A 24,827-nucleotide genomic window follows, 5' to 3' on the forward strand; every position below is an offset into this window, starting at 1 on the left:
GCAATGACTGAAGTGAACGGTAACGCACCACCGGCAGACGTGCAGGGAGCTTCCGATCTGGCCGTGCGCATGGAAAGCGTCAACAAGTGGTATGGCAACTTCCACGCGCTGAAGGACATCGAGCTTTCTGTCAACCGGGGGGAACGGATCGTCATCTGCGGCCCTTCTGGTTCCGGAAAATCGACGCTCATCCGCTGCATCAACCAGCTTGAGACGATCCAGAAAGGCAGGATTGTCGTCGACGGCCACGATCTGACGGCCGGCGGCAAGAATGTCGACATCGTGCGGCAGGAGACCGGCATGGTCTTCCAGCAGTTCAACCTGTTTCCACATATGACCGTGCTGGAAAACTGCACGCTGGCGCCGATGAAGGTGCGCGGCATCTCCAGAGCCGAGGCGGAAAAGACCGCTCGGAAATTCCTGGAGCGTGTGCGCATTCCCGAGCAGGCGGAGAAATATCCCGCGCAGCTTTCAGGCGGTCAGCAGCAGCGCGTCGCGATTGCGCGTGCGCTGTGCATGAACCCGAAGATTATGCTGTTCGACGAGCCCACCTCGGCGCTCGATCCGGAAATGGTCAAGGAGGTGCTGGACACCATGATTGACCTCGCCCGCGAGGGCATGACCATGCTCTGCGTGACGCACGAAATGGGCTTTGCCCGCCAGGTGGCAGACCGGGTGATCTTTATGGATCTTGGCGAAATCCTCGAGACCGGCACGCCGAAGGATTTCTTTGGTAATCCCAAGAACGAGCGTTTGAAAAACTTCCTTGGCCAGATTTCCTGATCCCGAATTTCTGGCCGGGCCAATCCTTTGAAGTATGGAGTTTCAGACATGAAACCAGATATCCTGCTCGTTGAGCCGATGATGAAATTCATCGAGGACCAACTCGACACGGTCTATACAGTTCACCGGCTCTACGATGCAGCGCAGAAGCCGTCGATGGAGACGGCTTTGCCTGCGATCCGCGCGGTCGCGACTGGCGGCGGCACCGGCATCTCGAACGAGTGGATCGAAAAGATGCCGTCGCTTGGCGTCATCGCCATCAACGGGGTCGGCACCGACAAGGTAGACCTGAAGTTCGCCCGCAGCCGCAATATCGACGTCACCACGACGCCAGGCGTATTGACGGACGACGTCGCCGATATGGGCATGGCGCTGCTGCTCGCCGTTCTCCGCCATATTCCGAAAGGCGACCGGATGGTGCGCGAAGGCCGTTGGGCGAAGGGCGAAGCCTTTCCGCTTGGCAGCAGCCCCAAAGGCAAGCGCGTCGGCATTCTTGGCCTCGGGCAGATCGGCAGGGCATTCGGCAAACGCGCCGAAGCTTTCGGCATGGATGTGCGTTACTGGAACCGTTCATCGGTCACCGACGTCAGCTGGAAATCCTGTGCCTCGCCAGTGGAACTTGCCGCGGACAGTGATATCCTTGCCGTCTGCATAGCCGCCAGTGCCGCAACGCAGAACATCGTCAATGCGGCTGTGCTGAAGACACTGGGCCCCAAGGGCGTTCTGGTCAACATCGCGCGCGGCACCGTCATCGACGAGGATGCGCTGCTCTCCGCCCTGAACGGCGGCATGATCGCGGCGGCCGGCCTCGATGTTTTCGTCGGCGAGCCGAAGATCCGCGAGGAATTCTTCACCGCGCCAAACACCGTGCTGATGCCGCATCAGGGCAGTGCCACTGTTGAAACCCGGGTGGCCATGGGCGAGCTCGTGCTTGCCAATATCGCCGCCCATTTCGCCGGCGAAAAGCCGCCAACCACCGTCAACTGAGCTGGGACGAGACCATGATCATCCGTCAGGCCTTCTTCGAAGGTAGTATTCATGCGGGCTGTGAGCAGGCCTTCAAATCCTATATCGCCGAGAAGCTGTTACCCATGTGGCTCGCTTTTCCTGGCGTCAAGGAAGTGCGCGTGCTCTACAATATCGAACGGGACGAGGGCGCTCCCCACTATCCTCTGGTTTTGTCGACCATGTATGATGGCCGCGACGCACTGGCGGCGGCGCTAGAGTCCCAGGTGCGTTACGAAAGCCGGGAAATGACAAAAGGCCTGCTCGAAATGTTCACTGGCCATATCCATCACCACGTTTTCGATTTGGCCGACGACGGATAAGATCGACAAGCATTTTCGCACCGGCCATGGTATTCTGCACTGGCGCGGGCGACCTCGTGGCGAAGCGCGGTGCATCGGCTGAAAGTGCCGCCAGGTGGCCTTATTCAAGCCTTGCCGGATTGAGGCGTCCGCGCGCCCTTTCCTTTGGCCGGCGCGGGATGAAACGTTCGGCCAGCCCGCACCAGACACGTCATTGGAAGTCGGAAAATATACCTTTAGCGATTCAGCGCTTAGTGAGCCAGTAGCAGGACTGTGGCGCACCCAATCGGTCGTGTCCTCGCGCATGTGGGTGATCACTTGCCTTGTGCGATGTTTTGACGGATCGAACATGAAGTGCCCACGATGGCGATAGGTCTGCATCTCGAGGATATGTATGCGCCTTTGGAGGTCATGTGTAGCGCGGACGTCCATCCCGTCCACTTGTTCGCTGCCAGTTCGGCCTCAACTCCCTCCGGGTCCTAGCCGACGGCCAGCATGTCACCTGGTCGCCGGCTGTCGTTGACTTCTGCTTACTGACAACAATGGCTTCCCGACTGATGAGGTAGCGGAAAAGTCGCGAACCGTACAACTGGCAGGCCTTCGATCGTACCAAAGTGTATCTCGCCTAGTGCGTTCGGGCATTTGCTTACAATCTGAGGGCTTAACAGAAACAATCCATACAAGAAGACCGTGTTTTGTCGCGCGAGCAAGGAGGTCAATGACCTTCGGCAAAAAAACAATCAAGTGTAAAGGACCAAATATGACCGATAAAACAGGACAGTTGTTGGGACACTCCGTTGTGGGGACCAACAACAACTTAGACGCCGCCGCAAACTTCTATGACGAATTGTTCGCACTGTTTGGTGTTGGCCGTATTCTCGAACAGCCTGACAGGGCAGTGTACTTCGGAACGACGATGCTCGAGTTTGGCGTGACCAACCCGTATAATGGCGACCGCGCCACCATTGGCAACGGCAACATGGTCGCGTTGCGCGCGCGTTCTCGTGACCATGTCGATGAAGTCCACGCCCGCGCAATTCAGCTTGGCGGTACCGACGAGGGACATCCCGGGCCACGCGGTCCAAATCAGGATGGTCCGTACTGCGGATATTTTCGTGATCTCGACGGGAACAAGCTTCTGGTCTTCCACGCTGGTTAAGACCGAAGGCCAAGCGTACCAGCGTCAGTATTTCTACAGTTGGTTGGCAAAGCACGGCCGGAGGGCTTCCACGCGCTACGAGGGTACGTGGTCGCAGCCTTGAGAAACGCTGGCTGCACGGTTCAGGCCTTCGACTGGCGAACGAAAAATAAAGGGAAAACAGATGAAACGCTCTTCGATGATTTTGGCCGCGATGGTTCTGGTCGGCAGCAGCTTCACAATGAACCTCGCGGTGGCGCAGCAGGAGGGAATTTCGCGCACCGACCTCTTAAAGGAACCCATCAGCGCCGCCGGGCGCGAGGCGGTGCAGGTTCGAGTCGACTTCGAACCGGGCGCGGTCTCGATCAAGCATTCGCATCCGGGTGAAGAAATCGCATATGTCCTTGAAGGCACCCTTGAGTATACGCTCGAAGGCAGACAGCCCATCACCCTCAAGGGAGGGGCAGCTTTGTTCATTCCATCCGGCGTGGCTCACGTGGCCAAGAATGTCGGTGGAACGAAAGCCTCCGAGCTTGCGACCTACATCGTCGAAACCGGAAAAACGCTCGTCGAGCCGGTTAAATAATCGTTCTACGAGGCTCAGACGATCCAAAGAACAATGAGGCAGAAATGATTGATAAGGAACCAAGAAGGCCAACCGATTTCACCCGCCGCTCATTGCTCGTCGGAGGGTCGGCGCTAGTAGCTCTAGCTGCTCTTGGAACCCAGTTTGCGATTCTTGAGGCAGGTGCTCAAGCTCTGGTCTCAGATGAAATCCGACCTTTCCGCGTCGATATACCCTCGGAGGCGCTGCTTGACCTGCGACGGCGTCTCAGGGCGACGCGGTGGCCAGATGCGGAAACCGTCGATGACCGCTCTCAAGGTGTCCAATTATCCAAGCTTCAGGCACTCGTGCGTTACTGGGAGACCGACTACGACTGGCGCAGGGCAGAGCAAAAACTCAATTCGCTGCCACAGTTCTTAATCGAGATAGACGGGGTGGACATTCACTTCATCCATGTTCGCTCGCCCCATGCTGAAGCGATGCCGCTCATCATGACGCACGGTTGGCCGGGATCGATCTTCGAGTTACTGAAGGTAATCGGACCGCTTACCGATCCGACTGCCCACGGTGGCAGCGCACAGGATGCCTTCCATCTTGTCCTTCCATCGATTCCCGGCTTCGGCTTCTCGGAAAAGCCTAAAGAAGCCGGATGGAACCCTGATCGCATCGCTCGCGCCTGGGATGTCCTGATGAAACGCATTGGATATAACAGCTACGTGTCACAAGGCGGAGATTGGGGTGCTATCATATCCGACAGCATGGGCCGACAGGCACCCGAGGGGCTCCTCGGCATTCACGTCAACAGAATCGAGCGTTCAACGACCATTCCGCCGGAAGTCGGAAAGGCGCTGATGAACGGGGGGCCTCCTCCGGATAATCTCAATGACGAGGAGAAGGCGGTTTTCAATGAGGCCAGGGAGTTTCTGAATAAGGGCTTCGGTTATGCCGCCATCATGGGAACGCGCCCAGAGACTATCGGATATGGCCTTGCCGATTCGCCGGTTGGATTGGCTGCCTGGTTCTACGACAAACTCGCAGACTGGGTATTTACCCGCGGGGATCCGGAGCGCGCTTTCACGCGTGATGAAATCCTGGACGACATCACGCTCTATTGGCTGACAAACACCGGGCCTTCAAGCTCCCGAATTTACTGGGAGAATACGATAAACCCTGCAACGCCCGGCATCATCTCTGTGCCGGTTGCAGTGACGATTTTCCCCGGAGAGGTCTATAGGCCACCTCGACACTGGGTCGAACGAGCCTACCCAAACCTCATTTATTTCAGCAAAGCCGAAAAAGGCGGGCATTTCGCGGCATGGGAAGAGCCGGAACTCTTCAGCATCGAAGTGCGGGCGGCCTTCAGGTCGCTTCGCTGAATCGATCGACGTGCGCCGAATGGATCGCAGAGGGCTCGGGCTTCGGGCCATCTTCGCATGTCAACCTGTAGCGACCGCGCGCTAAAGTTTGGGAAATTCGTCCGTTACGAGCACGATTTTCCCCTTGGGGCGAGGCAGCTGACCCTCGAGCATCAGGTGTGCGTCCCGGGCTTGTTCAAATCGCAATGTTGCCCCGACGTTCATCTTGAGGGCACCTTGAGCGATCAGTGACGAAATCCGGGCCAAACTTTCTGTGGATACATCGACGAGAAAAAACTTCGCCGAGATTTCATGCTTGGCCGCCAAGGTCTGGTCCGGGACGGAAACTGCCGAAATCAGGTTTCCTCCCTTTTTCAGCACTTGGAATGATCGCGTTTGTGTTTCTCCACCGACCAAATCTATTACCGCGTCTACATCACGAACTTGCTCCTCAAAACGAGTCTTGGTGAAGTCGATGACCTTGTCACTGCCGAGACCAACAACACGGTTAACGTCGTCTGGAGAGGCAGTGCACACGGTCTTAAGACCCGCCTCCCTAGCAAACTGCACCGCATATGCGCCCACATTTCCCGCCGCTCCGTGGATCAATACCGTCTGGCCTCTTTCCAATCCGGCCTGATCGAACAGCGCTTGCCATGCTGTCACTGCTATCACCGGCAGCGAAGCTGCTGCGATGTGGTCTATGGAATCTGGTTTATGATCCAGCATCGAGGCAGTGGCGACCGCGTATTGGGCGTAACCACCACAGAAACGCTCGTTGGTGACACCATAGACTTGGTCGCCAATATTGAACTGGGTTACGGCCGCGCCGACAGCAACGACTTCACCCGATATGTCTGAGCCGAGGACAAGGGGTAGGGGTTGGGGCAGCGCACTATTGCCCGAGCGGATCCACCCATCCCACGGGCCAACACCCGCCGCATGCACCCCAACGATGACTTCGCCTGCGCCTGGAGCGGGAGTGTCCGATAACTCCAGCTGCATTACATCCGGCGGGCCAAATTCATGGATGCGCCACACCAAGCCTGAGAAACTCGTTAAACCTGCCGACATTTGGATTCCTTTCGATGCAGGTGGTGCTGGTCGTGGAGGTATGTTAGCGCCGCGGCCGAGCGTTGCCTGTTGCTTGTCACTGCCAATTTGCGTCAAGTGAAAAAACGGCATTTGCGGCCTGGCGACCACCGCCCGACCGCAAACGGTCCTTCCAAGCTATCGTTCGATTGCTGCGTGAGGTGTATTTCGAAAGCTGATAGCCATTCGATTGTAGCTGTTCATCAGACTGATCGCGATCGTGAGATCGACGAGTTCGCGTTCGTCAAACACTGCACGCGCAGCTTCGTAGGCGTCGTTTGGCACGCCTGTCTCCGCTACGCGCGTCACTGTTTCGGCCCATGCAAGGGCGGCACGCTCCCGCTCGTCGAAAAGGTTGCCGGCTTCCGCCCACGCCTGAAGCAATGCGATCTTCTCGATCTGCTGCCCCTTCTTCAGAAGATCCCGGGTATGCATGTCGAGGCAATAAGCGCAATTGTTGATCTGCGAGACCCGCAGATAAACTAGGTCCAATAAAACGGGGGGAAGACCGCTTTGCATGACGTAGCCGTAGACGCCGCCCAGCGCTTTCGCGCCAGCAGGAGCAATTTGATTATAATCCAGACGGCTGGTCATGTTTTTACTCCTTCGGGCCGATGGTGGTAGTTAGTTCCTTGTCGTCGGTGTCCGCGATAAACACCGCAAGCAGCTTCGCGGGCTCTGTCTTGCTGGCGTTGCAGCTCACAAGATGTGTCGAGCCCGGCGTCTCGTAGAAGCTTTCACCGGCGCGATAGATCCGCTTCGGTTCATCATTGACCTGCGACTCGATTTCTCCTGAGAGGACATAGGCAAAAATGAAAGCTGATTTTGCGTGTGTATGCGGGAATGACGCTCCTGCCGGTGGATAATCCACGACCAGCGCGCGAACCGACTTGCCAGGTATGTTGGGGATGACTTGCTCGAACCTTGGCGTGACCGTTTCAACGGGCTCGTGTGCGGCGGCAGGCAGTGCGGCGGCAATGGCGACGGCCGCAGCGGCTCCGCGAATGAAGGATCGTATGTTCATTGGTATCTGTCCTTTGTGAGTGTTTCCTTTCCCGCTACAAATATTCCTCTGCTGGTTCTATAAGAAGCACCAAGAACGCTCAAAAAAAATGTACCACGGATGAACAAGCCGCTTGAGTTGCACCTCGACCGAACAACGAAGATCCCGCTGTCTGACCAGATCTGCATTGGCATAACCAAAGCAATCGAAAGCGGCGTGTTGGCAGCAGGTGCGCGCCTTCCTTCCTGGGTGGACTTGGCAGTCCAACTCGGCGTTGCACGTGGTACCGTGCGAGCTGCATACGACAAGTTGTCAGCAGCACAGCTTATTGTTGCATCGCGGGCGGCCGGGACCCGCGTTTCGGAGAGACCGATTTTGTCCGCGCCAGCGGATCCCGCACCTGAGGCTGGTTCCTTCTTAGAGACCTATCTGGAGATGATCTCGGGTCCGGCAATCTTCCAGATGGGCGTGCCGGCGAAGGAGACTTTTCCTGCCACGCTTTTCGCCAGGATTCGCTCGCATGCTGTGCGCGCCGAAGCAAGTGCCCCGCCGTTGTATCCGGATCCACGTGGAGAACTTGAGTTACGACGCGAGATCGCTGCCTATCTCGCCATCGCTCGCGGAATTGAATGTTCGCCCTCTCAGGTCCTTGTCACCGGCGGCTTTGGAAGTGGTCTCGGACTGGCGCTCCGCGTGCTCGGCCTCGAAGGGCGCAAGGCATGGATGGAAGACCCAGGTTTCCCATTCACGCGACGCGGGCTCGAACTTGCAGGCTTGTCACCAGTTGCTATCCCCGTCGACTCCGGGGGCATCGATGTTGACTACGGCCTGAGATACGCTTCGGACGCGGGGCTCGCCGTTGTGACTCCAGGCCAGCAAGCTCCGTTTGGCACCACGCTGTCACTATCGCGACGATTGCGTCTTCTTGAGTGGGCGGCTCTGGAGGGGGCGTGGGTGATCGAGGATGACTATTTGAGCGAGCTACAATTGACGGGGCGCGCCGCGCCAGCACTCGCCTCGGTCGATCGTGCGGGAAGGGTGATCCATATCGGCTCGTTCAGCAAGACCATAAGCCCTGCCTTGCGCCTTGGTTTCGTGCTTGTTCCCCAGCGTTTGGCGTCCCGTTTTGCCGAGGTGGCGGCATGCTTAGCTCCTCCACCTGGACCATCCGTACAACTTGCGACGGCACAATTCATCAGTGAAGGCCACTACTTGCGCCATCTCCGACGCACCAAGCGTGCATATGCCGCGCAACGAGACGGGTTGTTAAATTATCTTCAAGCGCGCGCAAGCGAGATTGCTGTATCGACCGCCGGATTAGCGGCTCTGCTCCGGTTCAATGATGGCGTCCCGGACGTATCCATCGCGAGGGAAACGTTGCCGTTCGGCCTGTCACCCGTGCCGTTGTCAGTTTGGTACGCATCGGCGTCATCCACGCAATCCGGTCTTTTGCTGGGAATAGCAACGTGCCCTCAACAGCACCTCGCGAAGTCTTGTGACCGCCTGCTTGAAATTATTGATCGCTTCACACTTCCTGCGCAACGTCCGCCAGCCGTGTGAAACTAACGCAACACCGCCTCGGATACTGATTTCACGACCGTTCTTATCTTTGCCACAGCTTCGAGCGTACGATGGACCGGGCATTTGTCGGCAATTTCGGCAATCTTCCCGCGGAGCTCCTCGGTGACTTCGCCATCGACGGAAATGATGCGCTCGAAATGGTCGATCCTGCCGCTACCACTGCGTTCCAATTCGGTGCACTCTTCACAGTCTTTAAAATGAATCTTGGCATGCGAGACGTCGATGCTGATGCGTCCGAGCGTCAGCTTCTTGTAATCGGCATATTGGCGCAGCGTTATCGAGGTGCAAGCGCCGAGCGCGATCGACAGGAAGTCGTAGGGTGACGGTCCAGAATCGAGCCCACCCACGTTTTCGGGTTCATCCGCGAAAAGACGATGGCTGCCAGCTTGAACCGAGTTCTGAAACTTGCCTTCGCCCGTTTCCATCACGCGAACGTGCTCGATTGGTTCCGTACCTTGCTGCGGGTCGGCGGCGAGATACCGCGTCAGCCATCCCGAAATGATCCGTCCGGCGAACGCCGCGTCCTCCAGGTTAGTGAGTAGGTGGTCGGCCTGGTCCAGCGAAACAAAACTTTTTGGGTGTTTGGCAGCAAAGAAGATTTCGGTAGCGTTCTCGATCCCTACCGTCTGGTCCAGCGGTGAATGAAGGATGAGGAGCGGTTTCTTCAGGGATGCGACCGCATCCTTGATGCGCTGTGCACGCGCGTCTTCGACAAATTGCTTTCTGACGAGGAACTTGCGCCCGGCGAGATCGACTTCGGCCGCACCCAGCTTCTCAATCTCCTCGAGGCTCGTTCCGAAGTTCTTCAACACGTGGCCGACATCGGCGGGCGCACCGATCGTGGCGACGGCGCGCACTTCAGGTATGTCCTTAGCCACAGCCAGTACCGCTGCGCCGCCTAGTGAGTGGCCGATCAACAACGAGGGTGCCTGATGATAGTGGCGTAAATAGTCGGCGGCCGAGAGTAGGTCGGCAACATTCGAAGAGAAATTTGTCGAGGCGAATTCGCCTTCACTTGATCCCAAGCCCGTGAAATCGAAGCGCAGGACAGCGATGCCTTCCCGCGCAAGCTCGGCTGCAATGCGGCGCACTGCCGCCAAATCCTTGGAACAGGTGAAGCAATGGGCAAACAGTGCGTAAGCGCGTAAAGCTCCGTTTGGTAGGTCGAGGCGGGCGGCTAGGATCGCACCGGAATGGCCGGCAAACTGAAGCCGTTGCGTGCTGAAGGCCATGATTAGCTCCTTCGCTCAATCGAGTACCTATTTTAACGTCGGCCGCGGTGTCGACTACTGGGTCGCATACTCAATAATTTTGTTGCCGCAGAGAAAACTTCGCCCACGGTTGTGAAAATCCGGCTATGAGCTATTCCTGCCTTGCGACTTTCGTCAAAGAGCGTCGGTAGTGCATAGCAACAACGCCGTTGCGGAGCGGCTTCGCCGAAACCAATTCGAGCTGTCGCGCGCTCGGCAAGCCGCTCTCGTACAGAGTGGGGCCGTGGCCGACGATCCTTGGGTGAACGAGGAACTTGTACTCGTCGATCAAATCCAGCCGATCCAGCTCAGCCGCGAGCTTGCCGCTACCGAGGAGCACGCCCGCCGGGGTCGCACCCTTGAGATTCTGCACGCCTGTTCGCAGATCACCGGCGATGTGGTGGCTATTGTTCCACGGGAAGTCGTTTCGCATTGACGACACCACGTACTTCGGCTTGGCATCCAGCTTAACCGCCCACTCGCGCATCGGCGGTGGTACCTCCGCTTCGCCGCGGGCGACCGCTGGCCAGTAGCTCTCCATCATCTCGTAGGTGACGCGGCCCCATAGCATCGCCCCGCTCTCGTCCATGAGGCGAGTGAAGAAGGCGTGTGTCTCGTTGTCGGCGATTCCTTCTTGGTGGTCGACACAGCCGTCTAAGGTGACGTTGGTGCTGAAGATTAGTAGTCCCATGCGACAGGCATACAATCTTCCGATACCGTAGTCACGCGGTTCAGCTGTGGCTGATGCGGGCAGCAGGACAGCTACGCTAGGTCGCATGTTCATAAGCGATAGGCAAATCGGCTGAAAACTGATTCAAACTCCGAAAGGAGTTTGCTATGGACCACGGACGTTATGACCTGACCGAGTTTGAGTGGAATGTGATCAAGCCGCTTTTGCCGAACAAGGCGCGGGGCGTTCCGAGGGTCGATGACCGGCGCGTGCTGAACGGTATTTTTCTATCAGCTAAGGTCAGGTTCGCCTTTTTGCCCGAGAGATATGGGCCTTACACGACGGTCTACAATCGCTTCAACCGCTGGCGGAAAGCCGATGTCTCTGGAACAGGCTCGTGGATGCAATCATCGCGGCCAATGAGGCCAAAGGCCAGAAGCTGCAAATGATCGACAGCACAAGTGTGCGGTTTCACCAGCAAGCTGCCGCCCAAAAAAACAGGATGGAATTTGTTGTATTAGGTCGTTCGAGAGGAGGACTGACCACCAAGATGCATTTGCGGGTCAACGAACACGGTCTGCCCTGCAGATCGAACTCTCCCCCGGTCAAGCCCATGATGCCCCGATGGCCGAACTGCTCCTGCAAGATTTGCCCAGGGGAACGAGCCTTCTCGCCGACAGAAGCTATGACGCCGACTGGATCAGGGAGATGATCGAAGATCAGAGCTGCACGCCCGTCATTCCGCCAAAATCAAACAGACGTGAAGAAATCCCCTTCTCAAAGCGCAAGTACAAGAAACGCAATCTCGTCGAACGCTGTATCAACAAGCTCGAGCAGTTCAGGCACATCGCAACGCGATGCGACAGGTACGCTTCAGCTTACCTGGCCTTTGCAAAGCTTGGTGCTATCCCACTCTGGGTCAGGTTTTATGAATCCGCAGCCTAATTTCGACCCGCGAGCAATGGGCCGCTGAACAGACTCGCCGCGCGTCATGCTGCTCTGAGTCGCCGCGGAGAATGGAAGGCGTTAATTGCCATGACGACACCGAGAACGAGCACCATCATTCCGGCCGCCTCCGCAATGGTTGGCAAACGATGCTGGACCAACAGCCCAAAACAGGTGGCAAAAACGATCTCGGTCATCAGCAACTGGCCTGCGAGCGCCACTGGCAGTCGCTGTGACGCTATCGTCCAAGCCCACGCTCCCCCGATCGACGCCACAGCTGCCAACATCAAAGCTGGCAGATAGAGATTGCGGGTGGCCCCCAGGCCGAAGCCGAGGTCCGGAGCCCTGAACAAATCCATTCCGTAGCCAATCGGGAGAAATGCCAAAGTCTGGATGCTTCCCCCGATCATCATCAGTGCCGTCCAGACCCGCGCATCCATGTGAGGCCTTTTCAGCAGCGCACTCTGATTGGCGATCCCGAACCAGGTCCACAGTGCTACGGCCGCAATGGCAAAAGCGATGCCGATCGCAAGCGACCTTTCTCCCTGAACATCCGCCTGCATGATACCGCTGCCATTGACCAAGAGCAGGCCTGTCGCCGCCAGAGCAAGGGGAATCAGAAGAGGTCCCCAGGAGATACTCCGCCTGCGAAAATTGCCGGCGATCGCGAGGACAACAGGCACAAGCCCGAGAAAGGCTGGGGGGATCACGGGACCTGCATATACTGCGGCAACCATGACGGTGAGGAAGTAACCCACATATCCGATGAAGCCCAGTCCACCCGCGACAAGCCAATCTTGTAGCGTAAGTCCACGACGTAGATGTGCGCTGGCAAGAAGGATCCCGACCCCTATCAAGCCAGACAGGAGAAACCGACATGCGGCAAGATCGAAGATCGAATAATCTCCGATCACGAAAGGAGCGACAAAATTCATCGACCACGTGAGAGAGGCAAATATGGCTGCCGCGATGCCTACCGCTGATACATTCTTCATGGAAGTTGGCCAATCAGGTTCGAATTAGATGGTCTTGAGATGAGGCTGCGTAAAAGAACGATAAAAAACGATCTTTCAATACGGAGTTTCGAACACTCTATTGCATTCCAATTATGATTGCATGCGGCTATCGTCAGCATCTGATTTTCTGAAAGTAGAAAGAGATGAACTGGAACGACATTCGCTACTTCCTTGCCGTCGCGCGGCATGGCGGCCTGACAGGCGCGGCCAAACAGCTCGGCGTCAGCCAATCCACTGTCGCGAGGCGAGTCGAAACCCTGGAGGCTTCGTTGCGAACCCGTTTCTTCGAACGCCATACCCACGGATATCATTTGACCGAAGACGGGCGTGAGATGTTGGAAAAGGCCATCGCAATTGAGGGGAGCATGGCGGAGATTGCGGATGATCTCGGCGAGCGTGATGTACAGCCATCCGGAACAGTCCGCATCGCAACCATTGAGACGCTGGCCAACCAAATCATTATACCCAACTTTCCAGCATTGCAGAACGCCAACCCAGAACTTCAACTCGGCATATCGATCAACGCATCGCTTTCGCGACTGCCACAACGCGAGGCCGATGTCGCCTTGCGGCTTTGCCGACCGGAACAAGGACCTTACGTCGTCAAACGTGTCGGCGGCATGTCTTTCGGCTTGTATGCGTCCAGCGCGTATCTGGAGCGTCATCCGATCGCAAGGAACGCCACACCCATCACCGGGCATCGCCTGATCATGTGGGGCGACCCTATGGCTTATACCGCCTTGCCGCGGGCAATGCGTTCATGGGCTGGCGGCGGCGTGGCCACGCTGGTTTTGGATTCTGTTCAAGCGCAGCTGCTTGCCGTAAAAGCCGGGGTGGGTATCGGGATCCTACCCTGCGTCACCGCCGACGCCGAAGGTGAATTGGTGAGAATCAACCCTGCCCATTGCCAGCAGGACGAAGATATCTGGTTGATCATTCCAAACGACATGCGAAACGCAAAGCGTATTCGCATCGTTTCCGAGTTCCTCACGCAGATCGTTCAGCAGAACCAAGGCATTTTGGCCGGAAGATCTAACAGGAGCAAGGCGGCTTGACGGTGAAGCTGACCAGATCAGCGACGGGCGATGGTGTCTTATTGCAGATGCTGCAAAGCATTCGGGCTACCAAAGTGGGACGTCATCCATGGACATCAATCAAGTCAAGTACTTCCTTAATCTGGCAGAAACATTGAACTTCACTGAGGCGGCCCGTCGTAGTGGGGTCTCGCAGCCAAGCCTGACGCGGGCGATCCAGCGTCTCGAGGACGAATTGGGAAGCCCACTCATCTATCGCGATGGCAAGGACAGCCGCCTAACGGCGCTTGGTCGGGATATCGAAGCCGAATTCATGCGGGTCGAACTCGCTCTCCGAAACGTGCGCGAGCGTTCCGAAAGGACGGTACTGGGCAGAAGCCGCGTTCTTGACATCGCCGTTGCCACGACCATTGGACCTGCCAAGTTTAGCGCGTTCTTTGCCGACGTATTTGGCCAGCTTCCCTCCGTCAGGATAAATTTGCATCAGTTAGGGGCGGGAGAGAGTGCGGACGAAGTGCTGTCGGGCAAATACCACGCCTGTATCCTGCCTGGGATGCCGCGTCCCAACCCCAAGCTCAAGGTCGTTCCGCTGTTTCATGAGCGATTTCTCTTGGCCTGCGCGAAGGATCATCCGCTGGCCAAAAATGATGTCGTTTCCACCGAGGCCCTGGCTTCCTATCCATATGTCGATCGGCTGGCGTGCGAGTTTCACACCCAAATCACGCAGCATCTGATGGACGATGAGGTGGTGATGCAGCCGCGGTTCAGTGCCGAGCGCGAAGACTGGGTCCAGCAGATGGTGGCAGACGGCCTCGCGATCTGCATCATGCCCGAGCATTCCGTCGTGGTGCAGGGAATAGTAACCCGACCAATCCAGGGCATGTCGTTGGAACGCGGTCTCGTATTTGTAACGGTTTCAGGTTCCGGTACCCCGCTCGAGATTCGCAAGATTGCACATATGGCGGTGCGGCATGACTGGACTAGGGCGGCCAAACCTCCCGAATCGCGCAGCTATTGAATCTATGCACACCCTGTATTGGGAATCGTCTCGGCCGCTCGCCATATTCAGGCAGAACCAACAATGGAGGTAATGCAATGAAGTACGCAAAGACTGATGAGGCGGTCGGCAAACTGACGCCTGCGCAATATCGGGTTACTCAGGAAAACGGCACCGAGCGCCCCTTTACTGGCGAGTACAACGACTACAAGGAACCGGGAATTTATGTCGACATCGTTTCTGGCGAACCGCTGTTCGCGTCGTCCGACAAGTTCGATTCCGGCTGTGGCTGGCCTAGCTTCACCAAGCCCATAGTGCCCACTAATGTGAATGAACTGCGGGACGATGCGCATGGCATGGTGCGCACGGAGGTTCGCTCGGTGCATGGCGACAGTCACCTCGGCCACGTGTTTGCCGATGGGCCACAAGACCGAGGCGGACTTCGTTACTGCATCAACTCTGCCTCGCTTCGCTTCATTCCGCGCAATGAAATGGAGGCTAAGGGCTACGGAGAGTACCTAGACCAGGTGGAGGATATTTAGATGACCGAGAAAGCTGTTTTGGCTGGTGGCTGCTTTTGGGGCATGCAGGACTTGACCCGCAAGCTTCCCGGGGTAATCGACACACGCGTCGGCTACACGGGTGGTGACGTGCCCAATGCGACCTACCGCAACCACGGCACCCACGCCGAGGGCATCGAGATCACTTTCGATCCCGAGATCATCAGCTATAGGCGCATACTGGAGTATTTCTTTCAGATCCACGATCCATCCACGAGAAACCGACAGGGCAACGACGTGGGCGGTTCATACCGATCGGCGATCTACTACGTGGACGATGAACAGAAGCGAATAGCTGAGGACACCATCGCAGACGTCGACGCATCGGGCTTATGGCCGGGCAAGGCTGTGACCGAGGTCGAACGGTTGGGAGATTTTTGGCAAGCGGAGCCGGAGCATCAGGATTACCTAGAGCGATACCCCAGCGGCTATACTTGCCATTTCCCGCGCTCAGGCTGGGTGCTGCCCAAGCGACGGGCTGCCGAATAGGGGACGTGTCTTTCATCAATTGGGAACACCGTCGCAGTCCAATCGACTCCTTGTGTCCGGTACAGCACCGGGCGCAAGGATGGATTGGGATGCCCCATACCGCCAGATACTCAAGCGCCAATAGTCTCTGAGGCAGAATGAGGCGATCCTGTGGCGTATTGTGAAGATTGGACCTACTATAACTTGCGGAAATTGTCCGGCCGGCACACTGCGCCTTTACGGCATTATTCGCAGGAGCAGCAGTAGCGAGAATCGCAGTGATCGTAATCAATGCGAATTCTGGACGTGTCTCAAACCGGAAGCAGGTTGGAGTGAGCGAGTTCCTCGCTGGCATATTTGGGGCTGGTTTCTCTGGCATAGAGCTTTGGGTGGGCATGGCTACGCTCGGAGTGCTGGCATTTGTTCTCGGCTTCGCGCTTAACAATGGATCAATTTGTACTGTCATCGCCACGAGAGAGCTGGTGCTGGAAAGGCGGCCGGCGCGATTCATCGCTATCGTTGAATGTGCTGTCTGGGCTGCCATCGTATATGCAATCCTCGAAACGTCGCCGACGATGCAGTCGGGTTGGTCACCCTTCGGATATTTGGTTCCGGCAGCCATATTGTTTGGAATCGGCCTCCATGTGAACGGCGCTTGTGTATTCGGATCCGTTGGACATTTCGGAAATGGCGACTCCGAGTTCTTGTTCACGTTTGTGGGCATCTTTGCAGTGCTGTACATCGACTCTGCGTTTGACCTCCTTCCGGAGCGGTCGCCGATAAGTGCTTCTGTACCATTTGGCCCCTTGCTTCTCTCAATCGCGCTTTTGGCCGCCCTGGCGCTGAGGTTCGGTGCGTCGTTGAAATCCAAGCCCAATTTTGCACGGCTGACAGTATGTATGGTCGCGATCGGAAGCACCTTTACGATCTTGGCAGTTTTCGCGCCTGGCTTCTCGATTACAGCCTCGCTTGGGTCAATCATTTCGATACCTGTGGTGGGCCCCATGACATTGGTCTGCATGTTTTGTGGCAGCATTGTTTCAGCGCGATTCAGGAAGCGTCGGTTTCTGTTCAAATGGCCCACAATCAAGACCCTAGCCTGGAGAACGTTGGGGGGTACCCTGATGGGAGTTGGAGCGTTGCTGATTCCTGGCGGCAACGACACGCTGCTGATGATTGGCTTTCCCATGGGGGCATGGCAGGCGGCTCTGGCCTACGGTCTGTTCGTCGTAACTCTTGCAGTGCTCATCGCGAAGTTCGGTTCGACGGCTCGAGCTTGGTCATGACTAAGGAATCAGTACCGAAAGAAAATGGCGTCTTGCTTTGAGGTCAGGTTCAGGCTTCATCGCCAGCCCGAGCTTGGGAATGTGTCGGATTCAAGAGGCACCCTCTCGCAATCTCGGTCTACTCGTGGCGGCCTGCAATGTTCTATTCTTGACTGTAACAATCACCAGTTTGTCGACTACCTGCTCGCATCAGCGAGGCGTCGAAAAACAACATGTTGGAGAAGGAAGATGAATACACAATTCAAACGCAAGATCGCCTTCGCCTTGTCGATGGGTGTTGTCACGACCGGGATCATTTCCTTTGTCCTGCTCGCGCTCAATTTCGGATTTGCGGAAGGTTTTGCCCTGACGTGGCTGCGCTCCTGGACCATCGGCTATGCCATTGTCATACCAACCATTCTTCTGGTCGGTCCGAGGCTGCAGACTCGCCTCGATCGTCTGATTTCTTGAATTTCAGAAAGGATCACGGAAATGTTGAAGCCATGTACGGCCGATGTCGGGTTCATCGAAATCGACAAGGACATCACGCTCCGCAGAATGATAGTGCACAACCCGAGCCCGAAAGGAACGGTACTCTTTCTGCACGGTTTCCCTGAAACGTTATATGTCTGGAAAGATATTTCGACCGCCCTCGGGGACGACTACGAAGTCCATGCGTTCGACTGGCCGGGATATGGCAAATCCTCCAGACCAGCTATCGGGAACTTCTCGTACGCGCCAAAAAGCTACGCCGATGTGCTCAAAGCCTACATCGAAAAAGCCGGCATAGATCAATCGCATCTGACGATCCATGCGACGGATATTGGTGCCCTGCCTGCTCTGTTGCTTGCTCTCGACGAGCCTAGTATCGCTAAAAGCATAGTCGTCGGAGACTTCGCGCCATTCAACAGGCCCGCGTATATGTTCGAGAGTCTGCAGAACCTTAAAGCGGAACCCGGCGCGTCGATAACTCGCGCCTATATGAACAAAACGAGTGCTGAAATACTTGCTAACGCCTACAGGCGGGATCTTCCGAAGGAACAACAGTTCGATCTCAAGGTGGACGTAAATGACGACATGATCCGCAGCTGGGGCCATGGGAATCTCACCTCGGCTGACGCATTTTACTACTATTACTCCAACTTCACACGGGACCAGGAATATTTCGAGGCAAATCTCGACAAGCTGACGACGCCGGTGAAAGTGATTTGGGGTGAAAGAGATCTCTACATCAAGAAGGAGATGGGGGGTGAGTTCGCGGACAAGGTCGGGGCAAAATTCGATGTTCTTCCCGGTGTCGGCCACTATCCTCACTTGCAGAAACCGGAGCAGACCATCGCTGAGGTTCGCGCTTCATTCAGGTGAGCGTCTCGATCCTTCTGCCGCTTCGTTTTCACCGCTGCATACCGCTCGAAGCCGGGGTAGTGCAAAGTCTATGAACGAGCGCACCTTGAGCGCGAGGAGACCCTGGCGAGGATACACAATGTGGATTGGCTTGGGCTTTCCGCCAAATTCGTTCAGGATCGGGACAAGCGCACCTGAAGACAATTCGTCAGGTACCTGATAGTCGAAGAGCCTGGCGATACCAACGCCGCTGAGAGCCGCGGCGACACAATTGGCCGCGGTGTTGACCTCGATCCGACTGCGCGGAACCGCCTCGGTCGGCACACCCTCGACATCAAACGTCCAGAAGAATGTTCGCTTGTTGAAAATGATACCATCGTGGTTCGGCAGTTCGGACGGATGTAGTGGAAGTCCGAATCGCTTCAGATAGCTAGGGCTGGCACATGTCAGTAGGCGAAACTGTCCAACCTTGACCACGTAAAGGGAACTGTCCGCGAGTTCGCCGAGGCGAATGGCAATGTCGACCTGCTCGCTGACAAGATGAACCGAGCGGTCGAGTGACAGGAGGTTTAACGAAACCTCCGGATGTTGATCAATAAATTCCAGTGCTATCGGAAGCACGTGACGGTTGCCAAACTCGACGGGCATTGTAATCGTCAGAATTCCCCGAGGCGTCTGATATTCCCCGGAAGCACGACGCTCGATCTCCTCGAGGTCTGCCATGATCTTTCGGGCCGACTCGACGTAATCTCGTCCGGCATCAGTCAGTTGCAGGTTCCGACTTGTGCGGATTATGAGATTTGCGCCGAGATGACGCTCAAGGTCGGCCACTTTGCGGCTGACACTTGGCAACGGAGCATTCAACTTTCGACTGCCTGCGGAAAGGCTGCCGGCGTCGACCACCGCAAGCAGTACGCGCATTGCATCAAATCGGTCCATTGGACACCGCACCTGGAGTTTGATTTTATTTAGACCAATTCGCGTTCGGCGACTAGCGTAATGCTAGTTGTTGCGAGGCAAGAATCGCGATGCCCCGATCCACAGCACATGCTGTTTGGCTATCCGACGGGCGCAGTCGGCAATGTGATCAACGCCGGGACCAACGAATTGGTGCTTCCCAACTACAAGCAGACTTGGGCCAACATTCGGAAAGTTTCGATGGACCGGAGAACGTGAAGCATCTGTCGTTCAAATCGAACGAATATTCGACAATCTAACGCCTATGTTTCGTGCTCGCTTCATCAAATGGTGGAGCGGGCCTTAGTGCTGTACAACCCCGGTTCTGCGCTCAGCTCCACCTACAGGAAACCTTTGCGCGCGTTGACCGTTGTAGCCACAATACAGAGGAGAAGGTTGAATGGTATCCGTCCGATACATCGTTGCGGACGTCAACGAGGCGGTCGCATTCTATCGAGACAATCTCGATTTCAAGATCGACAAGCACACTCCGGGCAAGTTCGCCGCGCTGCTGCGCGACGACTTGACGTTGTATCTTAGCGCCCCAGGTGCGGGGAGCGGTGGTCAGGCGGGCGGCGATCCGAAACCGGGCGGGTGGAACCGATTTATGATCGTTACGAACGAGGTCGATGTCCTTATTGAGCGTTTGCGCCGGGCGGACCACGGCTGATGAAACACCCTCTAATAGCGAGGGCCATAGCCACAAAGTAGCTGTTGAACAGGAATCGCGACCGTGCAGGCGCTGCGGGTGGTGCGGACTGACCAAGGAAGGCGCAGCATTTCCAGCAAGCTTGAAAGGCGCTCGACGCGCTGGCCGGATATGCCCCGCAACTGAAGTCGGCGAAAACTTCGTCCAGCGCGGCCTCGAAAATCGGAAGCCCGAGATAAAGTTTAGAACTGTAACCACTTTCAAAAGCCTGACTCACCCGCCCGCCAAAACGCCAGCAAAATGGGCGTTCTATATTTTGCTGGTGGATGGAAAAGCGCGACTACGACACGATCGGCGGTGAGGTCACTGTCGCCTCACTGGCGGGTCGCCAGCTCGTGTAATTAGGCACCTAAACTACCCGATAGGGCGCAAATTTAAATCTTTCTGGCATTCCTCTCTAGGAACAACACTCCCCATAGCTGAGGTCTGGCGGTCGAGCTCTCGTCTTTTCACCCCCGCCAGACCTAGTGCCCTCCAGCGCGCCAGCCTCATCGGAGGCTTGCAACTAACATGGAAATAACCATGCATCCCGACCCCTTGGACTCGAAAGATACGGTCATTATCACTGAGGACCCCTTGTGATGAAGGCAAGAGGCTTTGAACCACTGCATAGGCAAAACGAGGAAGCCACGGCCAAAATTGATTACGGCGAGCGCGAGGACCCAAGCCTAGCAATCGATTTTGCCATTGATTTTGCCCCTCACGATGGATTGGCGTTTTTAAAAGCATGGCGCGCAGGCAAATGGATATTTTTGCGGAACAACTGGACCGAGTGGGTCCCGTTTCTTCGCCGCAGGTTTCCGCAATATTTCATGGACTAAGCCCCGCCGCAGCCGCTGGAATGCAACATTTCCTCAGTGTTTGAGCGACGTTTGCGCCCGCAGAAATGTGAATTTGTTATGCCGCCAGACGATCCCCTGCGCACCAGAGATTTATTTCTCATTGCGACACTGATCTTGGTTGCCATTTCGCGTTCGGGGCAGTGGCATTGGCTGTTGGCAAAGCAAAGCCAGTGTTCGACGCACCCCCGATCAGCGCCAGGCCCAAACTGGATGCTCAGGCTGCCAAACAATGGGCCTAAAAACATACTGTTTACTGGACCATTCCGTTAATGAGCTGGCCCCTTATCAAATTGCAACACCAAAGGTCATTCTCACACCGAACACTCCCATCTGACATGGACCGATCGGTGTTGCATGGTTGTTAGACCACCGGCGGAGCTGGGAGGAGGTGTCGACGATTGCTGCACATGGGCTGCGGAACAAATGGCAGCGCAGCCGAATTTTGGGGGTGCGGCGCTTTGTAAGGTCTTTGAGGCACACTATGAGGGAGATTCGACCTAACTATGTGTCGGTTGATAACAAGAAGTGAAAACTGACCGTCAAAAGAACCCATCAAAACAACTCAAAAAGAGTTGCACACCTCATTCGGTTGATCTAAGACTTCAGGCGGAGGAGAGTTCTCGTGGGGAAAATGACGCTTGAAGACGTCGCCCGAGAAGCCGGCGTAAGTCTTGCAACGGTTGATCGCGTCGTGAACGGGAGGATGGGTGTGCATGCGCGCACCATCGAACGTGTCAACGCGGCCATAAAGCAGCTCGGTTTTCTGTCCGACCCCCATGCATCACGCCTTGCACGCGGGCGTGATTACGATTTCCGCATCATCCTGCCGACCGGTGAAAACGAGTTCATGCAGAACCTCGCCGCCGAATTTCGCGCGACCCGCGAGCGACATATTGAAGATCGTGTGCGCCTTTCGATCAAGCATGTCGATACGTTCGATGGTATGGCTGTAGCTGCTGCCCTCGAAGACCTGCCTTCCGGAATTGATGGCGTCGCCGTCGTCGCACTCGATCATCCGGCGGTTACGGAGGCCATCAACGCGCTCGCCGATGCAGGGGTGGTGGTGCTGACCCTCGTTTCGGACGTTCCAAACTCGCGCCGGGCCCACTATGTCGGCATCGACAATTTTGCTGCCGGGCGCACCGCCGCCTCGCTCATTGGCAGGTTCGTCGGACCGCGCAAGGGCAAGGTTGGCATGATTGCCGGCTCGCTCGCCTTGCGGGACCACATCGAGCGCCAGTTCGGCTTTGAACAGATCATTTCGCGCGAATACCCGAACCTCGATGTTCTTCCTGTGCGCGAAGCCCGGGACGAGAATGCGCGCGTCGAGGCCGCAGCCAGCGCTCTGCTGAAAGACCATCCCGATCTCGTTGCGATCTATAATGCCGGCGGCGGGCAGGCTGGCGTCATTGCCGCGTTGGAGGCGACGGGACACGTTTCCGACGTGATTTTCGTTGCCCATGAACTGACGGCCTCGACCCGGCGCCATCTGGTGCGCGGGACCGTCGATGCCCTAATCAATCAGGATGCCGGCCATATGGCGCGCAGCACTGCGCGGATCCTCACCGCCTTGCGTGAGGGACGACCGATCGTGCCAGGCCAGGAGCATATCCGCATCGACATTTTTCTCAGGGACAACATGCCCTGACGGCAGACAGATTGAAGGGAGGAACGATATGAAAACGATCAAGGGACCAGCCATTTTTCTCGCGCAGTTCGCAGGCGATACGGCGCCATTCAATTCCTTCGATGCCATCTGCGCCTGGGCCGCGTCCCTCGGCTACAAGGGCATACAGATCCCGGCCTGGGATGGACGTCTGATCGATCTGAAAAATGCGTCCGATTCAAAGGACTATTGCGACGAGCTCGCCGGGACGGCCGCCGCACACGGGCTGACCATCACCGAGCTTTCAACCCACCTGCAGGGCCAGCTCGTTGCGGTCCATCCCGCCTATGACGAGATGATGGATGGTTTTGCAGCGCCGGAAGTTCATGGCAATCCGAAAGCAAGGCAGGAATGGGCAGTTGACCAGTTGAAGCGCGCGGCCCGCGCCTCGCGGCACCTCGGCCTCAAATCGATGCCGACGTTCTCCGGCGCACTCGCCTGGCCGTATATTTATCCGTTTCCACAGCGCCCTGCGGGTCTCGTCGAAGCGGCCTTTGATGAACTTGCCAAGCGCTGGACACCGATCCTCAATTACCTCGATGAGCAGGGCATTGACGCAGCCTATGAGATTCATCCTTCGGAAGACCTCCATGATGGCATCAGCTATGAGATGTTCCTTGAACGTGTGAACAATCACCCGCGTGCCAACCTGCTCTATGATCCCTCACATTTCGTGCTGCAACAGCTCGATTATCTGGACTACATCGACATCTATCATGAACGGATCAGAGCTTTCCACGTCAAGGATGCCGAGTTCAATCCGACGGGGCGCCAGGGCGTCTATGGCGGCTTCCAGTCCTGGGTCAACCGCGCCGGCCGCTTCCGCTCGCTTGGCGATGGTCAGGTTGATTTCGGCGCGGTATTTTCGAAACTCACGGCCCATGATTTCGATGGCTGGGCGGTTCTCGAATGGGAGTGCGCGCTCAAGCATCCGGAGGATGGCGCGCGTGAGGGCGCCGAATTCATCAACGCACATCTGATCCGCGTCACCGAGCGCGCATTCGATGATTTTGCCGGCGCCGGCACTGATGATGCCGCCAATCGCCGTATTCTTGGCTTGAACTGAGGGGGTAAGGATGGCCATCGGAGCATCGAAAGAAAAACCGGCGTCGCGCCGCATCCGCATCGGCATGGTCGGCGGCGGGCAGGGCGCCTTCATCGGTGCGGTGCATCGCATTGCCTTGCGCCTGGATGACCAATACGAACTGGTCGCCGGCGCGCTATCGTCCGAGGCGGCGCGAGCCAAGTTATCGGCGCGCGAGATCGGCATTGCGGATGAGCGTGCCTATACATCCTTCGAGGAAATGGCAAAGATCGAGGCCAGACGGGCCGACGGCATTGAGGCGGTCTCGATCGTCACGCCCAACCACATGCATGCGCCCGCCGCCAAGGCATTCCTGAAAGCCGGCATCCACGTGATCTGCGACAAGCCGCTGACGAGGACGGTCAAGGAGGCCAAGGAACTCGTCTCCCTTGCTGCCAAGAGTGGCAAGCTGTTCATTCTTACCCACAATTACACCGGCTACCCGATGATCCGCCAGGCGCGGGCAATGGTGCACAAGGGACTGCTTGGCGATTTGCGTGTCGTTCAGGCCGAATACCCGCAGGACTGGATGACCGAAAAGACCGAGGCCACAGGTTCCAAGCAGGCCGAATGGCGCGTCGATCCGAAACGTTCGGGTGCGGGCGGCGCCATCGGCGACATAGGAACGCACGCCTATAACCTGGCCTGCTTCGTCTCCGGTCTGAAATTGAAGCAGCTATGCGCCGAACTGACCAGCTTCGGCGAGGGCAGGGTGCTCGACGACGATGTGCAAATCCTCTTGCGTTTTGATGGCGGGGCAAAGGGCATGATCTGGGCAAGCCAGGTAGCGCCCGGCAACGAGAACGGCCTGAAGCTGCGCGTTTACGGCACCAAGGGCGGCCTCGAATGGACCCAGGCTGATCCGAACTATCTTTGGTACACGCCGTTCGGCAAGCCAAAGCAGTTGCTTACCCGCGGCGGCGCCGGCGCGACGCCGGAGGCCGCGCGTTTGACCCGCGTGCCGAGCGGTCATCCCGAAGGCTATCTTGAGGGTTTTGCCAACATATACAGCGAGGCGGCACAGGCGATTATTGCGGCGCGCACCGGCAAGAAGGCGCCGAAAGACGTTATCTTCCCGACGGTAGAGGACGGCCTTACCGGCATGGAATTCATCGAAGCTGCGGTAAGGTCCTCAAAGGCCGGCGGCGTCTGGACCAAGGTGTAATGGCTTATCTTGCCTCATCCCCCTTCCTCCT

Annotated in this window: 26 protein-coding genes and 1 pseudogene; 20 read left to right on the forward strand and 7 right to left on the reverse strand. The window is 56.8% G+C overall.

Annotation, left to right across the window (positions count from 1 at the left end; all coding sequences use genetic code 11):
- Positions 1-3 precede the first annotated feature (3 nt).
- The 6 genes from AAAB35_RS05075 (at position 4) to AAAB35_RS05100 (ending at position 5,169) form a co-directional block, all read left to right on the forward strand.
- On the forward strand, positions 4-783 hold the full coding sequence (locus tag AAAB35_RS05075; protein ID WP_340667131.1) for an amino acid ABC transporter ATP-binding protein: 780 nt from the start codon (positions 4-6) through the stop codon (positions 781-783).
- A 78-nt stretch (positions 784-861) separates the two neighbouring features.
- The gene (locus AAAB35_RS05080) at positions 862-1,770 is read left to right on the forward strand and encodes a 2-hydroxyacid dehydrogenase (RefSeq protein ID WP_340667214.1); all 909 of its coding nucleotides are present in this window, start codon (positions 862-864) and stop codon (positions 1,768-1,770) included.
- 14 nt (positions 1,771-1,784) lie between these two features.
- Positions 1,785-2,111: a hypothetical protein gene (locus AAAB35_RS05085; RefSeq protein ID WP_340667132.1), complete on the forward strand. Its 327-nt coding sequence runs from the start codon at positions 1,785-1,787 to the stop codon at positions 2,109-2,111.
- 739 nt (positions 2,112-2,850) lie between these two features.
- Positions 2,851-3,249 (forward strand): VOC family protein, encoded by a 399-nt coding sequence (locus AAAB35_RS05090; protein WP_340667215.1) that lies wholly within the window; start codon positions 2,851-2,853, stop codon positions 3,247-3,249.
- Between the two features lie 163 nt (positions 3,250-3,412).
- Positions 3,413-3,814, forward strand: a complete 402-nt coding sequence (locus AAAB35_RS05095) for a cupin domain-containing protein (protein ID WP_340667133.1) — start codon at positions 3,413-3,415, stop codon at positions 3,812-3,814.
- Positions 3,815-3,858: 44 nt separating this feature from the next.
- Entirely contained in the window at positions 3,859-5,169 is a 1,311-nt protein-coding gene (locus AAAB35_RS05100) for an epoxide hydrolase family protein (protein ID WP_340667134.1), read from the forward strand.
- Between the two features lie 81 nt (positions 5,170-5,250).
- On the opposite strand, the gene AAAB35_RS05105 is transcribed toward AAAB35_RS05100, so the two are convergent.
- The 3 genes from AAAB35_RS05105 to AAAB35_RS05115 all read right to left on the reverse strand — a co-directional run bounded on the left by AAAB35_RS05105 (position 5,251) and on the right by AAAB35_RS05115 (position 7,264).
- The gene (locus tag AAAB35_RS05105; protein ID WP_340667135.1) at positions 5,251-6,222 is read right to left on the reverse strand and encodes an NADP-dependent oxidoreductase; all 972 of its coding nucleotides are present in this window, start codon (positions 6,220-6,222) and stop codon (positions 5,251-5,253) included.
- A gap of 156 nt (positions 6,223-6,378) precedes the next feature.
- The gene (locus tag AAAB35_RS05110) at positions 6,379-6,834 is read right to left on the reverse strand and encodes a carboxymuconolactone decarboxylase family protein (protein WP_340667136.1); all 456 of its coding nucleotides are present in this window, start codon (positions 6,832-6,834) and stop codon (positions 6,379-6,381) included.
- A gap of 4 nt (positions 6,835-6,838) precedes the next feature.
- Positions 6,839-7,264, reverse strand: a complete 426-nt coding sequence (locus tag AAAB35_RS05115) for a cupin domain-containing protein (RefSeq protein ID WP_340667137.1) — start codon at positions 7,262-7,264, stop codon at positions 6,839-6,841.
- Between the two features lie 99 nt (positions 7,265-7,363).
- Between AAAB35_RS05115 and AAAB35_RS05120 the strand changes: the two genes are divergently transcribed.
- A complete protein-coding gene (locus tag AAAB35_RS05120) occupies positions 7,364-8,803 on the forward strand; it encodes a PLP-dependent aminotransferase family protein (protein ID WP_340667138.1) in 1,440 nt (479 codons plus the stop codon).
- Between the two features lie 2 nt (positions 8,804-8,805).
- Here the strand turns inward: AAAB35_RS05120 and AAAB35_RS05125 are convergent, their stop codons facing one another.
- Positions 8,806-10,056, reverse strand: a complete 1,251-nt coding sequence (locus tag AAAB35_RS05125) for a bifunctional alpha/beta hydrolase/OsmC family protein (protein ID WP_340667139.1) — start codon at positions 10,054-10,056, stop codon at positions 8,806-8,808.
- A gap of 130 nt (positions 10,057-10,186) precedes the next feature.
- Positions 10,187-10,765: a dihydrofolate reductase family protein gene (locus AAAB35_RS05130; protein ID WP_340667140.1), complete on the reverse strand. Its 579-nt coding sequence runs from the start codon at positions 10,763-10,765 to the stop codon at positions 10,187-10,189.
- 146 nt (positions 10,766-10,911) lie between these two features.
- On the opposite strand from AAAB35_RS05130, the pseudogene AAAB35_RS05135 reads away from it, so the two are divergent.
- Positions 10,912-11,689: pseudogene (locus tag AAAB35_RS05135) on the forward strand (IS5 family transposase).
- A gap of 44 nt (positions 11,690-11,733) precedes the next feature.
- Here the strand turns inward: AAAB35_RS05135 and AAAB35_RS05140 are convergent.
- Positions 11,734-12,684, reverse strand: coding sequence for a DMT family transporter (locus AAAB35_RS05140; protein ID WP_340667141.1), 951 nt, complete (start codon positions 12,682-12,684; stop codon positions 11,734-11,736).
- A 164-nt stretch (positions 12,685-12,848) separates the two neighbouring features.
- On the opposite strand from AAAB35_RS05140, the gene AAAB35_RS05145 reads away from it, so the two are divergent.
- From AAAB35_RS05145 to AAAB35_RS05175, 7 genes are all read left to right on the forward strand, one after another.
- The gene (locus AAAB35_RS05145) at positions 12,849-13,760 is read left to right on the forward strand and encodes a LysR family transcriptional regulator (protein ID WP_340667142.1); all 912 of its coding nucleotides are present in this window, start codon (positions 12,849-12,851) and stop codon (positions 13,758-13,760) included.
- 88 nt (positions 13,761-13,848) lie between these two features.
- Positions 13,849-14,757, forward strand: coding sequence for a LysR family transcriptional regulator (locus tag AAAB35_RS05150; RefSeq protein WP_340667143.1), 909 nt, complete (start codon positions 13,849-13,851; stop codon positions 14,755-14,757).
- A 77-nt stretch (positions 14,758-14,834) separates the two neighbouring features.
- The gene (gene msrB / locus AAAB35_RS05155; RefSeq protein ID WP_340667144.1) at positions 14,835-15,278 is read left to right on the forward strand and encodes a peptide-methionine (R)-S-oxide reductase MsrB; all 444 of its coding nucleotides are present in this window, start codon (positions 14,835-14,837) and stop codon (positions 15,276-15,278) included.
- The gene (msrA, locus tag AAAB35_RS05160; protein ID WP_340667145.1) at positions 15,279-15,785 is read left to right on the forward strand and encodes a peptide-methionine (S)-S-oxide reductase MsrA; all 507 of its coding nucleotides are present in this window, start codon (positions 15,279-15,281) and stop codon (positions 15,783-15,785) included.
- A 311-nt stretch (positions 15,786-16,096) separates the two neighbouring features.
- Complete coding sequence (locus AAAB35_RS05165) at positions 16,097-17,050, forward strand: YeeE/YedE thiosulfate transporter family protein (RefSeq protein WP_340667146.1); 954 nt, start codon at positions 16,097-16,099, stop codon at positions 17,048-17,050.
- 228 nt (positions 17,051-17,278) lie between these two features.
- The gene (locus tag AAAB35_RS05170; protein WP_340667147.1) at positions 17,279-17,500 is read left to right on the forward strand and encodes a DUF2798 domain-containing protein; all 222 of its coding nucleotides are present in this window, start codon (positions 17,279-17,281) and stop codon (positions 17,498-17,500) included.
- 21 nt (positions 17,501-17,521) lie between these two features.
- Positions 17,522-18,394: an alpha/beta hydrolase gene (locus AAAB35_RS05175; RefSeq protein WP_340667148.1), complete on the forward strand. Its 873-nt coding sequence runs from the start codon at positions 17,522-17,524 to the stop codon at positions 18,392-18,394.
- Here AAAB35_RS05175 and AAAB35_RS05180 read toward each other — a convergent pair.
- Positions 18,383-19,312: a LysR family transcriptional regulator gene (locus tag AAAB35_RS05180; RefSeq protein WP_340667149.1), complete on the reverse strand. Its 930-nt coding sequence runs from the start codon at positions 19,310-19,312 to the stop codon at positions 18,383-18,385. The two genes, AAAB35_RS05175 and AAAB35_RS05180, sit on opposite strands and share 12 nt — an antisense overlap.
- A gap of 418 nt (positions 19,313-19,730) precedes the next feature.
- Between AAAB35_RS05180 and AAAB35_RS05185 the strand changes: the two genes are divergently transcribed.
- From AAAB35_RS05185 to AAAB35_RS05205, 5 genes are all read left to right on the forward strand, one after another.
- Complete coding sequence (locus AAAB35_RS05185) at positions 19,731-20,000, forward strand: VOC family protein (RefSeq protein ID WP_340667150.1); 270 nt, start codon at positions 19,731-19,733, stop codon at positions 19,998-20,000.
- Between the two features lie 620 nt (positions 20,001-20,620).
- Positions 20,621-20,860 (forward strand): hypothetical protein, encoded by a 240-nt coding sequence (locus tag AAAB35_RS05190; RefSeq protein WP_340667151.1) that lies wholly within the window; start codon positions 20,621-20,623, stop codon positions 20,858-20,860.
- A gap of 652 nt (positions 20,861-21,512) precedes the next feature.
- On the forward strand, positions 21,513-22,529 hold the full coding sequence (locus tag AAAB35_RS05195; RefSeq protein WP_340667216.1) for a LacI family DNA-binding transcriptional regulator: 1,017 nt from the start codon (positions 21,513-21,515) through the stop codon (positions 22,527-22,529).
- Positions 22,530-22,557: 28 nt separating this feature from the next.
- A complete protein-coding gene (locus AAAB35_RS05200; RefSeq protein ID WP_340667152.1) occupies positions 22,558-23,613 on the forward strand; it encodes a sugar phosphate isomerase/epimerase in 1,056 nt (351 codons plus the stop codon).
- 10 nt (positions 23,614-23,623) lie between these two features.
- Positions 23,624-24,796 carry a Gfo/Idh/MocA family oxidoreductase gene (locus AAAB35_RS05205; RefSeq protein WP_340667153.1) on the forward strand — a complete coding sequence of 391 codons (1,173 nt, stop codon included), beginning with the start codon at positions 23,624-23,626 and terminating at the stop codon, positions 24,794-24,796.
- Positions 24,797-24,827: the final 31 nt, after the last annotated feature.

The organism is Phyllobacterium sp., assembly GCF_037994425.1.
Lineage (GTDB): Bacteria > Pseudomonadota > Alphaproteobacteria > Rhizobiales > Rhizobiaceae > Phyllobacterium.